Origin of the sequence: Winogradskyella psychrotolerans, from assembly GCF_018860565.1 — a bacterium.
GTDB lineage: Bacteria > Bacteroidota > Bacteroidia > Flavobacteriales > Flavobacteriaceae > Winogradskyella > Winogradskyella damuponensis.
Genome location: NZ_JAHKPS010000013.1, coordinates 420,077 through 433,895, shown reverse-complemented (window position 1 = coordinate 433,895; position 13,819 = coordinate 420,077). Strand labels below are relative to the sequence as shown.

General features: G+C 33.0%; 14 protein-coding genes. All 14 read left to right on the top strand.

Annotated elements, in window-relative coordinates:
• Positions 1–49: 49 nt before the first annotated feature.
• A complete protein-coding gene (locus KO504_RS06480) occupies positions 50–2,497 on the top strand; it encodes an ABC transporter permease (protein ID WP_215925512.1) in 2,448 nt (815 codons plus the stop codon).
• Positions 2,498–2,647: 150 nt separating this feature from the next.
• On the top strand, positions 2,648–4,999 hold the full coding sequence (locus KO504_RS06475) for an ABC transporter permease (protein ID WP_215925511.1): 2,352 nt from the start codon (positions 2,648–2,650) through the stop codon (positions 4,997–4,999).
• Positions 5,000–5,019: 20 nt separating this feature from the next.
• Positions 5,020–5,763 (top strand): head GIN domain-containing protein, encoded by a 744-nt coding sequence (locus KO504_RS06470; protein WP_215925510.1) that lies wholly within the window; start codon positions 5,020–5,022, stop codon positions 5,761–5,763.
• 135 nt (positions 5,764–5,898) lie between these two features.
• Positions 5,899–6,570 carry an ABC transporter ATP-binding protein gene (locus KO504_RS06465; RefSeq protein WP_215925509.1) on the top strand — a complete coding sequence of 224 codons (672 nt, stop codon included), beginning with the start codon at positions 5,899–5,901 and terminating at the stop codon, positions 6,568–6,570.
• Positions 6,571–6,629: 59 nt separating this feature from the next.
• Positions 6,630–8,051: a TolC family protein gene (locus tag KO504_RS06460; RefSeq protein ID WP_215925508.1), complete on the top strand. Its 1,422-nt coding sequence runs from the start codon at positions 6,630–6,632 to the stop codon at positions 8,049–8,051.
• 159 nt (positions 8,052–8,210) lie between these two features.
• The gene (locus KO504_RS06455; RefSeq protein WP_215925507.1) at positions 8,211–8,639 is read left to right on the top strand and encodes an FKBP-type peptidyl-prolyl cis-trans isomerase; all 429 of its coding nucleotides are present in this window, start codon (positions 8,211–8,213) and stop codon (positions 8,637–8,639) included.
• A 146-nt stretch (positions 8,640–8,785) separates the two neighbouring features.
• The gene (locus KO504_RS06450) at positions 8,786–9,406 is read left to right on the top strand and encodes a MarC family protein (protein ID WP_215925506.1); all 621 of its coding nucleotides are present in this window, start codon (positions 8,786–8,788) and stop codon (positions 9,404–9,406) included.
• Positions 9,407–9,501: 95 nt separating this feature from the next.
• The gene (locus KO504_RS06445; protein WP_215925505.1) at positions 9,502–10,281 is read left to right on the top strand and encodes a HipA family kinase; all 780 of its coding nucleotides are present in this window, start codon (positions 9,502–9,504) and stop codon (positions 10,279–10,281) included.
• Positions 10,271–10,654 (top strand): DUF3037 domain-containing protein, encoded by a 384-nt coding sequence (locus KO504_RS06440; RefSeq protein WP_215925504.1) that lies wholly within the window; start codon positions 10,271–10,273, stop codon positions 10,652–10,654. The genes KO504_RS06445 and KO504_RS06440 overlap by 11 nt, the downstream gene beginning before the upstream one ends.
• 157 nt (positions 10,655–10,811) lie before the next feature.
• Positions 10,812–11,375, top strand: coding sequence for a TetR/AcrR family transcriptional regulator (locus KO504_RS06435; RefSeq protein WP_215925503.1), 564 nt, complete (start codon positions 10,812–10,814; stop codon positions 11,373–11,375).
• Between the two features lie 70 nt (positions 11,376–11,445).
• Positions 11,446–12,009, top strand: a complete 564-nt coding sequence (locus tag KO504_RS06430; RefSeq protein WP_215925502.1) for a carboxymuconolactone decarboxylase family protein — start codon at positions 11,446–11,448, stop codon at positions 12,007–12,009.
• Positions 12,010–12,088: 79 nt separating this feature from the next.
• Positions 12,089–12,403 carry an EthD family reductase gene (locus tag KO504_RS06425; RefSeq protein ID WP_215925501.1) on the top strand — a complete coding sequence of 105 codons (315 nt, stop codon included), beginning with the start codon at positions 12,089–12,091 and terminating at the stop codon, positions 12,401–12,403.
• A gap of 1 nt (position 12,404) precedes the next feature.
• The gene (locus KO504_RS06420; RefSeq protein ID WP_215925500.1) at positions 12,405–13,052 is read left to right on the top strand and encodes a DsbA family oxidoreductase; all 648 of its coding nucleotides are present in this window, start codon (positions 12,405–12,407) and stop codon (positions 13,050–13,052) included.
• Between the two features lie 43 nt (positions 13,053–13,095).
• On the top strand, positions 13,096–13,785 hold the full coding sequence (locus tag KO504_RS06415) for a haloacid dehalogenase type II (protein WP_215925499.1): 690 nt from the start codon (positions 13,096–13,098) through the stop codon (positions 13,783–13,785).
• Positions 13,786–13,819: the final 34 nt, after the last annotated feature.

Below are 13,819 nucleotides of genomic sequence, written 5' to 3'. Positions count from 1 at the left end.
CCTGCAAGGTGTTTAAAACCTTGTGGATTTTGCTATAAAACAACACATCATGATTAAAAATTATTTCAAAATAGCATGGAGGAACCTTATGAAACATAAGGTGTTTTCTCTGATTAATATTATTGGATTAACTATTGGTTTAAGTGCCTCTTTTGTGATTGGTTTAATGATTTATTACGATGCTACCTTTGATACATTTCATAAAGATAAGGATCGTATTTATAGAGTCGTTACAGATTTAACGAGTCCTGAGGCTAATTTTTCTATTCCAGGAGTCACATTAGCATTGGAGGATGTTATTTCCGAGAATTCAAATTTTGAAACCGTTAGTGGGTTTTATATTGAACGGCCTTCAAAAGTTGAAAATAGAGTATTAAATTCCGAATTTAAATGGCCCAACTTCGTCATTTTTGCAGATGCTGATTATTTTAAGATTTTCGATTATAAATTTTTAGCTGGTAATACATCTGAAATTTTAGCAAGTCCAAATAATGTTATTCTTACCGAAAATCGAGCAGCTGATTATTTTCCAAATACAAAACCTTCAGATATTATTGGAAAAACCTTAGTTTACAATGATTCACTTCATATAACAGTTACAGGAATTGTTGAGAATTTTAAAGAACGAACAGATTTTGTGTTTGAAGAATTTATCTCGCATTCAACAATTTTACAAACTCGATTGCGAGACGATTTCCTCAATAAAAATTGGAATAACACCAACGATGCGTCTCAGCTATTTGTAAAGGTGACGTCAAATGCCGATTTATCAGCAATACAAAATCGTTTGGATAATTTAGCAAAGGAGCACCAAGATGAAGAATCTAAAAAATATGGTGATGAACAACAATTTACGTTGCAACCATTAGGAGATATTCACTTCAACGAAAAGTATGGTATTTACGATTGGTCAAAAGGTCAGGCTAGTAAATCGCTGCTTACAAATCTCGCTTTGGTGGCTATATTTCTATTGGTGTTAGGTTGTATCAACTTTATAAACCTAAATACAGCACAAGCTTCTCAGCGTGCCAAAGAAATAGGAATCCGTAAAACATTAGGAAGCTCTAGAAAACAGCTCATAGGTCAATTTATGGGTGAAACATTTTTATTGGTTTTGGTGTCTGCAGTATTATCGCTATTACTTTCCAGATGGTTGATTAATGTGTTTTCAGATTTTGTGCCAGAAGGTTTAAGCTATGAACTGATGAAATCACCTTTAATCATTCTTGGTATTGCTATTCTATTACTATTAGTGACATTTCTATCTGGTTTTTATCCAGCATTAGTACTTTCAAAATTTAACACGGTTTCCGTTTTAAAAAATCATTTAGCTGTCGGAAATAAAAAGGTGAAACTACGTAAATTCTTAACGGTTTTTCAGTTTTCTATTGCTCAAGTATTTGTAATTGCTACGTTGTTGGTTGGTCAACAAATTAATTTTCTTTTAGAAACAGATATGGGTTTTAAAACGGATGCTATTGTGTCTGTTTATAACCCAAGAGCGGAACGCGAAATTTCTAAAAAAGAGCTTTATGCTGAAAATTTAAGAGCTATTCCAGAAATTAAATCGATTAGTATTGGAGGCCATGCACCTGCATCTATTTCTACGAATAGTTCTTCAGTCACTTATAATAATGGTGACAATGAGGTTAATTTAGACTTACAATTTATTTTTGGTGACGTCAATTACGCTGAGGTATTTGAGTTAGATCTTATAGCAGGACGAACCATCAGAAATGATACTGTTAAAGAGTTAGTAATTAATGAGACATGCCGAAAAAGACTTGGTTTTAAAAGTCCCGACGAAGCTATTGGAAAAACAGTTTTATTAGGTGATCAAAGTGTGCCTATAGTCGGAGTTATGGCAGATTTTTTCCAACGTTCTTTGCGAAGCGATATCAAACCCATGGCATATAGAGGAGATTGGTATCAACAAGATTGGAGTCAGTTTCAAGCTGTTCATATTGCTTTTCAAAATGAATCATCAGCAGATTTTAAAGGAACACTTTCAAAAATTGAAAATGCTTATAAAGCAGTCTATACCGAGACCGATGATTATCGCGTAGAATTTTTAGATGAAACCATCCAGAGGTTTTATAATCGGGAGCAAAAGATGTCTAAACTTTTAAATTGGGCAACAGGTCTATCAATTCTCATTAGCTGTTTAGGATTGCTCGGACTTGTGATTTATACCACCAACCGTCGTGTAAAAGAAATAGGTGTACGCAAAGTTTTAGGAGCGTCATTATTTCAAATTAATGCACTCTTATGTAAAGAGTTTTTAATCTTGGTAGCAATTGCTTTTATCATTGCGGCACCAATTGCATATTACGGCATTAATAATTGGTTACAAGATTTTGCCTATAAAACAAGTATAAGTTTCTGGGTGTTTTTAGTAAGTGGATTAGCTATGATTGTCTTTGCCTTATTAGTCATCAGTGTAAAGACGCTACAGGCGGCAAATGCCAATCCTGTGGATTCTTTACGCTCAGAATAAATTGTTCATTTACGAACAAGATGTGTATCAAAAACGAACACTATGGATTTTAAAATAAAAATTAATTAATTGATTTTTAGTGTTTTGTGGTTTTGGCATCATCTTCACTACATAATACGTAGTAATAATTAATTCAGTCAAAAAAAGAATATGATTTTAAATTATATAAAAATAGCATTCCGGACGTTACGTAAAAATAAAGGGTATAGCTTTCTGAATATTTTCGGATTAGCCATCGGAATTACCTGTGCCAGTTTAATCTTTCTATGGGTTGAAGATGAGTTGAGTTTCGATTCGGAATTTGAAAAGCAAGATCAAGTGTATTATGTGCCAACGCATCAAGAATATGATGGAGAATGGAGAACGTTCAATTCTACACCAGGACCATTTGCGGAAGCTATGAAAACGGAAATTCCTGGTGTTGCAAAAGCATCTCGTACAAAACATAGAGATTTATTATTTTCTGTAAATGATAATGCCATTAATAGTGGTGGACGTTTTGTAGATGAAGATTTTATAACAATATTTAGCTTAAAATTTGTTGAAGGTAATGCTAAAGAGGCTTTCAATAATCCTGAAGCCATCGTTATTACGCAAGAAACGGCAGAACAGCTTTATGGCAAAAATACAAAGGCTATTGGTAAAGTACTCAAAGTAGATAATACTGAGAATTATTTAATTTCTGGAGTGATTGAAAATCTTCCAAAAAACGTCACATTTCCCATCAATTGGATTGCACCATTTGAGCGTTGGAGTGGAGACAAAGAGTGGACCAATGGTTATGGTAGTTTTTTCGCCGATACCTTTGTAGAATTATCACCAGAAGCCGATTTTAATAGTGTTGATGCTCAAGTAAGAAGTTTATTAGAGAAGAAAACAGGTGATAACGATTCTAAAGCATTTTTACATACCATAAAAGATTGGCACTTAAGAGCTCATTTTGAAAATGGAAAGCAAGTTGGTGGACGCATAGATTCGGTAAGACTATTTACTATCATTGCTTTAATTATCTTACTCATTGCGTGTATTAATTTTATGAATTTATCCACAGCACGAAGCGAAAAACGAGCAAACGAAGTTGGCGTTAGAAAAGCGATGGGTTCTGGTCGCACAAGATTAATTTTTCAATTTATTTCAGAAGCTTTAATTCTGGCTTTTATAGCTAGTTTAGTGAGTGTACTGTTCCTGTTTGTGTTGTTGCCGCAATTCAATTTACTTATAGAAAAAGATTTAGTTTTAGGATTGTCGCAACCATTTCACATTGTATTTTTATTAGGAATTACCTTGGTGTGCGGCATCTTCGCAGGACTGTATCCTGCTTTTTATCTATCCTCATTTAAGCCTGTTGAGGTTTTAAAAGGGTTAAAAGTCACTCAAGGTTCTGCCAATTATATCCGGAAAGGACTCGTTGTTGGTCAGTTTACAATTTCAATCGTATTTATTATTTGTACCATTTTGGTATACCAACAACTTCAACATATAAAAAATAGAGACTTAGGTTTTGATAAAGACCAATTGATTTCGTTAAATGTCAATGGAACCATGATTGAAAAATTTGATGTCATTAAACAAGATTTAATACAAACAGGTGCGGTTTCAAGCGTGGGTTTAAACAATTCAGGGATTTTAAATGGAGGTAATAATGGTTCTAACTTAACGTGGACAGGCGGAACAAACACAGAAGACGTCTTAATTTTCTTTAGATATATTAGTTCCGATTTCTTGGAAACTGCAGGTATGGAACTCGTTGAAGGTCGTGGGTTTTATGAAAACATGGTAAAAGACAGTACGAGTGTTTTAATTACAGAATCGTTTGCTAAACTGATGGGGCAAGGCAGTGCAATTGGTAAGAAGATAGATCGAGGAGATATCTATACGGTTGTTGGTGTTGTAAAAGATTACCTTTTTGATGACATGTATGGACAAAGTGATCCTGTGCTATTTTTTAACTACCATGGTGAAGCGAGCTATATGTATTTAAAAACAAATCCTAAAATAGGAACTAGCGATGTGTTGTCTAAAATTGAAGCAGTAATGAAAAAACACAACCCAGCATTTCCTTTTGAATACAGTTTTGTAGATGATGCGTTTAACGCTAAATTTAAAAGTGAACAACTCGTTGGGAAGCTATCTCAGCTTTTTGCCTTATTGGCCATTCTTATTTCATGTTTGGGACTTTTTGGATTGGCAGCATACACCGCAGAACAGCGTAGCAAAGAAATTGGAGTTCGTAAAGTTTTAGGAGCAAGTGTTTCTGGTATTGTCAAATTATTATCTAAAGACTTTTTAAAACTCGTTGGTCTTGCCATTGTAATTGCTATTCCTGTGGCTTGGTATGTTATGGATAATTGGCTAGGGAATTATGCCTACCGCATAGAAATCAATGGATGGATTTTTGTCATAGCTGGAATAGTTGCTATTGTAATTGCAATGGTGACGGTAAGCTTTCAGGCGATTAAAGCGGCAATTGCAAATCCTGTGGATAGTTTAAAAACCGAATAAAAATTTAAAAAAAGCATAATATGAAAACTATAAAATACATAGCACTACTAATTTTGATTTTAATAAGTCAAATGGTGCTAGCACAAACAAAACAAATGGTTGAATCCTTTGATAAGGTTATCATAAGTCCACATATCGAAACCACATTTGTTCAAGGAGACGAAGAATCTGTAACGATATTAGACAATACAGAACCAGAAGACAAAATAAATATTGAAGTGAATAAAAACACACTTCGTGTGTATTTAGATGATGCTAAAGAAACCACCAAGCATGAAAAAGTTATTATCGATGGTGTAGAGCGCAAAGTGCCTATTTACAAAGGGAAAGTGCTAACTATCCGTGTGACTTATAAAAGCATTGAAACACTATCTGTTAGAGGTGAGCAACGTACTTTATGTCAGAGTTTAATTGAAGCGGAAAAGTTCAAGCTTTATATGTATGGGGAATCTCAAGTCAGATTTAACGATGTTAATATTGATACATTCAATGTCGATATTTATGGAGAAAGTGAATTGATAATTAAAAAAGGAACTACAGTTAAGCAGAATATTACAGCGTATGGAGCAGGAATTATCAATCTTGTAGACGTTGATAATAAATCGTCGAAACTTAAAGCATATGGAGAAGCCGTGTTTAAAATTCAAGCTTCAGAACGTATAAAGTTTACAGCTTATGGAGAAGCGACATTACGATATAAAGGAGAAGCAGAAGTTAACAAAGGACTGAGTTTTGGCGATTATGAAATTAGACGAATAGATTAAGTTATAAATAGTGTAAACAATATCATATTTTCCTAAAATTAGTCTTAGTTAGATTGTCCCCTTGAGGGGACATTAGGGGTGTTTTTTTAGATAAAACGCTACTTATAAGAAACCAAAGTAAACACATCAATCAAAATGAAAAATATATTAGTAAGCTTAAACGAAGCCACAAGAACAGTCAATTCAGGAAGCAACAAAGTTACGTTGTTAGATACTATTAATTTAAATGTGGAAGAGGGAGAATTCATCTCACTTATGGGACCTTCGGGTTCTGGGAAATCTACTTTGTTGAATTGTATTGGTATGTTAGATAATTTTACAGGTGGAGGTTATACCTTTTTAGGAGAACCTGTGCATAGCATGAAAGAAAAAAACCGCTCTAAACTCTATAAAGAATATATCGGTTTTGTGTTTCAGGCGTATCATTTAATTGACGAACTCACGGTTTACGAAAATATAGAAACACCATTACTCTATAAAAACATAAAATCATCAGAACGTAAAGCGATGGTTGCCGATATGCTAGACCGTTTTAATATCGTTGGAAAGAAAGATTTATTCCCAATACAATTAAGTGGAGGGCAACAACAATTAGTGGGGATTGCCAGAGCGTTAATAGGACAACCAAAGCTCATTTTAGCAGACGAACCAACTGGTAATCTCAACTCTAAACAAAGCGAGGAAATCATGGAACTCTTTGCTCAGTTAAATAAAGAAGGAGTCACCATAATACAAGCCACACATTCTGAAAGTAATGCTGCTTATGGTTCTAGAATTATTAATCTACTTGATGGAAAAATAGTATAAATATTTAACTGAAATTTTCTCTTGAGTTGACTTTAGGGGTGTTTTAAAATAAAGAAATCATGATACATAAACTCATACTATTAATCATCATTGTAATGATGAGTTGGGCTGGTTTTGCTCAAAATACAACGAACACAAGTTATACTTTAGACGATTGTATTGCTATCGCTTTAGAGCACAATCTCGATTTAAAATCGACGAACCTACAAGCCAATTCAGCAAAAGTAAATTACCAACAATCCAAAGCCAATGTGTTACCTAGTCTTAATGGTAGTTTTAATTTGGGTGTTAATGATGGCAGAAGTATCGACCCATTTACCAACGCCTATATCAATCAAGAATTAACCTTTTCTAACTTAGGATTGAGTTTAGATATGACCATTTTTAATGGTTTTCGATTATTAAACGCGGCCAAACAAAACCGATTGAATCAAAAAGCTTCCGACTTAGAAATTGAAGCAGCGCAACAAGATTTAATATTGAATGTCACCTTGGGCTATCTTCAAGTTTTAAATGCAAAAGATGTATTAGAGTTGGCTAAATCCCGATTAGAAACAACAAAACAACAGCTTAAAATTCAACAAGATTTTTACGATAACGAATCAGGGAATCCTGCAGATTACGCTGATATTTTAGGGCAGTTGGCAAGCGATGAAACCAGTGTCTTAGTAGCTGAAAGTAGCTTAAATAATGCCAAATTAAGTTTACAGCAATTAATGAATTTAAAAGAAGATATTCACTTAGAAGCCGATGGCTTACTTCTAGATTTTAATAAATATGAAGTTTCTGTCAATACTGTTTTTGAAGACGCTATTCGGAACCTGGCCACATTTAAAGCTAAGGAATTGCGTATAGAAGCCGCTAAAAAAGGGGTGAGTATTGCCAAGTCTCAGTTTACACCCGAAATTTCACTTTTCGGAGGTTTAAATACAAATTATTCTAGCGCAGCGGAATTATTTACCGCCACAGGGTCAAGTTTTGTTGAAACTGGAGATTTTGTAACGGTTGACGCTGAAGATTTGCCGATTATGACAGAACAGACCAATTTTGCTTCAGAAGATATTGATTATACCGACCAGCTAGATAATAACCTCAATACGGTTGTTGGTATTCAGGTTAATGTGCCATTATTCAATGGTTTTAGAGCGAAAAACAATGTGGCTTTAGAAAAAATTAAAGTTGAAGAATCCATACTAGAATTAGAGCGTACACATGTAGATATAAAAAATGCCATTGCTCAGGTGTATTTTGATATGGAAGCCGCTTATAAACGTCATAAAAGTTTAGAAAAACAAGTAGAGGCTTATCAGGAATCTTATCGTATTAATGATATCCGATTTAAAAGTGGAGTGTCTAATTTCTTAAATTATATCACTAGTAAAAATAATTTAGACAATGCTAAAGTAAACCTTGCCAATGCAAAATATGAATACTTGTTACGTGTAAAAGTTCTAGATTATTACAGAGGAATGGTTAATTAATTAGCTTCGATGTGAGTACAAGGTAAATGGTTAATTCTCTTAGGTTTTCAATGGTCACGTTAAGTTTTTCTTAAAAACCATACAAAACCTTAAGTATCATTCTTTATTCTCTATTATAAATAATAGTTTTGCATCTTATTTAATATGAAATTAAAATTTATGAGTCAAGTAAAAGAAAATGATACTGTAAAAGTTCATTACACAGGAAAATTAAAAAGCGGACAAATATTCGATAGTTCTTTAGAGCGTGAGCCATTAGAATTCACATTAGGACAAGGTATGTTGATTCCTGGTTTTGAAAAAGCAGTTATCGATATGAAGGTGAATGACAAAAAAACGGTTGATATTCCAGTAGCAGAAGCTTATGGAGATATCATTAAAGAATTATTTCATAAAGTCGAAAAAACACAATTGCCACCAGAAATGGAGCCTGCAGTTGGTTTAGGATTAGCATCTAGAGATGCACAAGGAAATGAGCACCAATTTAGAATAGTTGAGGTAAATGAAGATCATGTTATTTTAGATGGAAATCATCCATTAGCTGGTCAAGAATTAGTTTTTGATTTAGAGTTAGTAGAGATTAAATAGAACTAGTTACTATAGAAATGAAAAACCTGTAAAGTTCTCTTTACAGGTTTTTTTATTGTCAGAATCTATTTCATAAAAAAACAAATAAAAATCTTTGGTAAAATAGAACTAATTCAATTTCTTTCAAGATTCAATTTTATGTACCTATGGATAATTTAATTACATTTTCAATAACGGTCTTTACGGCCTTTTTTGCCATAACGAATCCGATATCAAATATGACTGTTTTCTTATCCTTAACCCAAGGAGCAGATGCAAAAACAAAAAGAGATATAAATAAACGATCAAATATTATTGCATTTGTAATTGTAACTGTATTTGTTCTTTTAGGAAAATATATTTTTGAATTATTTAATATCAGCATTCCTGCATTTAAGATTACAGGTGGTGTTTTAATCTTTTTTATTGGTTTTGATATGCTACAATCTAAAAGGTCTAATGTTAAAAGTATTGACAATGTAAATATTGATGAAGATATTGCTGTTTCACCTTTAGCTATTCCAATTTTAGCCGGACCAGGAACCATTGTTACAGCGATGAACTTTGTAGCTAATGTTGAAACAATACATATCATGTTAGTAATTCTTATATTTGGATCAATGAGTTTGTTAACGTATTTTACCTTTAGACTAAGTGATTTAATCGTAAGAATAGTTGGTAATAATGTAATTTCTGTGATTGGAAAAATAATGGGATTAATTATTGCAATTATTGGAACAGGTATGATTATTCAGGGAATTAAAATTTCCTTTAACTTAATAAGTTAGTCATTTTAATAAACGTTAAGAGTCATTCCGTATATAATCTTATTAAATTTAGTTATGTATCATATTTAATTTAGTGCATTACATTATTAGTAATTATGAGTAAAATCGATATCCGAACAGTAAATGTTACTCAATATGTACAGCCTTTGCGAGAAGGTGGTTCACTTCCTGCTATAGTTAAGGCAGATGATGGTTTTTTGTATGTGCTTAAGTTTAGAGGAGCAGGACAAGGTAAAAAAGCACTAATTGCAGAGTTTATTGGAGGTGAAATTGCACGTGCAATTAATTTAAAAGTACCAGAATTGGTGTTTATGAATCTTGATGATTCGTTTAGTAAAACAGAACCAGATGAAGAAATTCAGGACTTACTTAAGTTTAGTGTTGGTTTAAATCTTGGATTGCATTTTTTATCTGAAGCTATTACTTATGATCCATTAGTTAGTACAGTAGATGCATTAACAGCATCAAAAGTGGTACTATTAGATAGCATAATTAGTAATATTGATAGAACCGCTAAAAACACAAATTTACTGCATTGGCACAAAGAACTTTGGATTATAGATAATGGAGCGAGTTTCTACTTTCATCACGATTGGAAAAATTGGGAAAATCATCTTACCAGAACGTTTCCACTTGTAAAAGATCATGTGCTTTTACAAAACGCCACCAAATTAAATGAGGCTTCAAAAGAAATCCAACAATTGCTCAATCGTGATAAAATAGCTGAAATTGTTTCAAATATACCAGAAGATTGGTTGTTAAGTGAAGCAGATACGATGACAGCAACAGAAATGAGAGATGCATATATTAAGTTTATAAATACAAGATTTGCAAAAATTGATGTATTAGTTAAAGAAGCCGAAGATGCAAGATAGATATACATTTGAATATGCCATAATTAGGTTTGTTCCTAAAGTAGAACGCGAAGAATTCTTTAATGTAGGAGTCATTCTATTCTCTAAACGAAAAAAATTTCTAGAAATAAAATATCACATCAATCAAGATAAATTGAAGGCGTTTTCAACTGATATTGAGGTTCAAATGCTAGAAAACTATTTAAATGCTTGGCAACAGGTATGTAAAGGTGAGCCTCAAGGTGGAAGAATTGGAAAAATGGAGTTGTCAGATAGGTTTAGATGGTTAACCGCTTGCCGAAGTACCATTATCCAAAGCTCTAAAACGCATCCAGGTTTATGTAGCGACCCAAATAAAACCTTAGAAGAGATTTTTAAACAATGTGTGTTGTAGTTGGTAGTTTAGTTTGTATATCTGCCTGATTAGTAGTGTTTAAAGCAGCAGGTGTTGAAAAGGCAGTACTGTATTGATGGTTTCAAATACATAAACTAGTGTTAAAATCTTTTTTATAACTAACCGATTGTTTAGTTTTGTGGTGTAATCAGAATTAGTGGCTAGAAAAAAACAATATAATGAAACAGAAGTCCTAGAAAAAGCAATGCGGCTTTTCTGGAAAAATGGTTATGAAACCACTTCTATGCAAATGCTCGAAAAAGAAATGGGCATTAATAAATTTTCTATATATGCTAGTTTTGGTAGTAAACAAGGCTTATTTCTTGAAAGTCTAAAGCATTACAAATCAAAAGTGCATGCTATTCTAGATAAATTAAAAAAAGGTACTAATGGAGTAGAAGACATTAAACAGTTTTTTTACGATTCTGTAAGTTCTAATTTTAAAGACGACAACTTAAAAGGTTGTTTAATAACAAATACGTATAATGAGTTTTCAGAAAAAGATGATGAATTAATTCAAGAACAGATGCATTTTTTTATGGATAATTTAAAAGCTCTAATTACAGAAAAGTTACAAATGGATGCTTCAAAAGATGAAGAAACAATAAAAAAACAAGCCAACTATTTATTGTTAGCAAAGCATGGTTTAGCAGCTGCAGCAAGAGTTAACACTAAAGCAGAAATTGAAGATTATATTGAAATGACCTTCAAAAATATATAAACATTTTTTTTGAAAAATAACTAAACGTACGTTTAGATAAAATTAATAATAAACTGAAAAAAGAAAAATTATGACAACATTAAAAGTTCACAATATTGAAACAGCTCCAGAAGGAAGTAAAGGACTACTAGAAAACTCTCAAAAAGCCTACGGAATGATTCCTGGTTTACATGGAGTATTAGCTGGAGCACCAAAAATTTTAGAAGCTTACCAAACCTTACATCAGTTATTTGTTGACTCTTCATTTAACGAAGAAGAATTAACGGTTGTGTGGCAAACGATTAACGTAGAACACGGATGTCATTACTGTGTTCCTGCACATACAGGTATCGCAAAAATGATGAAGGTTGATGATGCCATTACCGAAGCATTACGTAATGAAACTCCTTTAAAAAACGAAAAATTGGAAGCCTTAAGAACAATGACATTAACTATTGTTAGAAATCGCGGTCATGTAACGCAAGCAGATTTAGATGCTTTTTATGCTGCTGGTTATGGTGAAGCACAAGTATTAGGAATTATTTTAGGATTATCTCAAAAAACAATAAGTAATTATGTAAACCATATTGCAAATACACCTGTAGATGCTGGTTTTAAAAAGTTTGAGTGGTCTAAAGACAATGTGGTATCCTAAACCCTAAAACCACAGATTGATTGATAGCTATAAACCTTCCGTGTATTCGGAAGGTTTATTAATCTTAAAACATACAATTATGATAAAAGTTTCTGTAATGTATCCAAACAGCGAAAATGTTCAGTTTGATGTAGATTATTACCAAAAGAAACACTTACCAATGGTAACAAAATTAGTAGGGAATGCTTTAAAACGATTAGAATTAGATTTAGGTATGGCAAGTAGAGTTCCAGGTGAACCTGCTCCTTATGTAGCTATTGCACATCTATTATTTGATGATATTGATTCCTTTCAAGAGGCTTTTGGTCCTCATGCGGCGACTTTTGCTGCCGATGTAAAAAACTACAGTAATGTACAGGCAGAACTTCAAATTAGTGAATTAATCCCCTTTTAATATGAAAGAGAAATTAAAAATAGATATCGTTTCAGATGTCGTGTGTCCATGGTGTACCATTGGTTATAAACGTCTAGAAAAAGCGATTTCAGAATTAGGAATAGAAAATCAAATAGACATAGCATGGCAGCCCTTTGAATTGAATCCGAATATGCCAGCCGAAGGTCAGAATGTAATAGAGCACATTACAGAAAAATACGGCGCTACTTTAGAGCAACAAAAAGCATCACAACAGCACATGAAAGCTGCAGGTGATGAGTTGGGTTTTAAATTCGATTATTTTGATGACATGCGCATGGTAAACACCTTTGATGCTCATATTTTATTAGAATATGCCAAAGACTTTAACAAGCAGACCGAATTAAAAATGCAGCTAACAAAAGCGTTTTTTAGTGACCGTAAAGATGTTTCTAAAAAAGAAATCTTAAAAGAAGCGCTTTTAAAAGTGGGTTTAAATGCAGAAGACGCTTTAGCAAAATTAGATAATGAAGAGGAGCGTTTAGACATTAGAAACAAACAGAATTATTGGAAAAGTTTAGGCGTAAACTCTGTGCCTACAATTGTATTTAATAGAAAAAGTGCCGTTACTGGAGCGCAACCTGTAGATACTTTTAAACAAGTGCTTTCTGAATTAATTACAGCAGAGTAATTAGATATATATCTATTAAAAGACTAGGATATAAACAACAACTATGACGAAGGAAACAAGACCAAAAGTATTATTTTTTGATGTTAACGAAACGCTTTTAGATCTCACTAAAATGAAAAAGCAAGTTGGTGAAGCCCTAAATGGTAGAGAAGATTTATTATCGCTTTGGTTTACTACGATGTTACAATACTCATTAGTAACTACTGCTAGTGGACAATACGAACATTTTGATCATATAGGTGCAGCAGCATTACAAATGGTTGCTGCAAATAATGGCATTTCGATGTCAGAAGAAGAGGCTAGAAATGTCGTTATTAATGCTTTAAGAGGACTGCCAGCACATTCAGAAGTTAAAGCCGCATTGGCTCAACTAAAAAAAGATGGTTACAAATTGGTATCGTTTACTAATTCATCTAATGAAGGTGTAAAAAAACAATTTGAAAGTGCAGGACTAACAGACTATTTTGATGAATGTTTAAGTATAGAAGGTATTGGGAAATTTAAACCATTTACAGATGTCTATAATTGGGGAGCTCGTAAAATGGGTGTGAAACCAGAAGAGTGTATGCTTATTGCGGCACATGGTTGGGATGTTGCAGGAGCGCTTTGGGCTGGCTGGAGAGCTGCATTTGTCGCTAGACCTGGTCAACAATTATTTCCATTAGCACTGCAAACAGAAATCAATGAGTCTGATTTACAAAAGGTGGCAGATATCCTTGTAACTTTTAAGTAACGGTATTACGATTAATGATAACCAATTAATAATT

Coding starts and splice junctions, on each gene's coding strand:
- KO504_RS06430 (WP_215925502.1), top strand. CDS start 11,446: ATGACAACATTAAAAGTTCACAATATTGAAACAGCTCCAGAAGGAAGT.
- KO504_RS06465 (WP_215925509.1), top strand. CDS start 5,899: ATGAAAAATATATTAGTAAGCTTAAACGAAGCCACAAGAACAGTCAAT.
- KO504_RS06480 (WP_215925512.1), top strand. CDS start 50: ATGATTAAAAATTATTTCAAAATAGCATGGAGGAACCTTATGAAACAT.
- KO504_RS06455 (WP_215925507.1), top strand. CDS start 8,211: ATGAGTCAAGTAAAAGAAAATGATACTGTAAAAGTTCATTACACAGGA.
- KO504_RS06470 (WP_215925510.1), top strand. CDS start 5,020: ATGAAAACTATAAAATACATAGCACTACTAATTTTGATTTTAATAAGT.
- KO504_RS06440 (WP_215925504.1), top strand. CDS start 10,271: ATGCAAGATAGATATACATTTGAATATGCCATAATTAGGTTTGTTCCT.
- KO504_RS06415 (WP_215925499.1), top strand. CDS start 13,096: ATGACGAAGGAAACAAGACCAAAAGTATTATTTTTTGATGTTAACGAA.
- KO504_RS06445 (WP_215925505.1), top strand. CDS start 9,502: ATGAGTAAAATCGATATCCGAACAGTAAATGTTACTCAATATGTACAG.
- KO504_RS06420 (WP_215925500.1), top strand. CDS start 12,405: ATGAAAGAGAAATTAAAAATAGATATCGTTTCAGATGTCGTGTGTCCA.
- KO504_RS06425 (WP_215925501.1), top strand. CDS start 12,089: ATGATAAAAGTTTCTGTAATGTATCCAAACAGCGAAAATGTTCAGTTT.
- KO504_RS06450 (WP_215925506.1), top strand. CDS start 8,786: ATGGATAATTTAATTACATTTTCAATAACGGTCTTTACGGCCTTTTTT.
- KO504_RS06475 (WP_215925511.1), top strand. CDS start 2,648: ATGATTTTAAATTATATAAAAATAGCATTCCGGACGTTACGTAAAAAT.
- KO504_RS06460 (WP_215925508.1), top strand. CDS start 6,630: ATGATACATAAACTCATACTATTAATCATCATTGTAATGATGAGTTGG.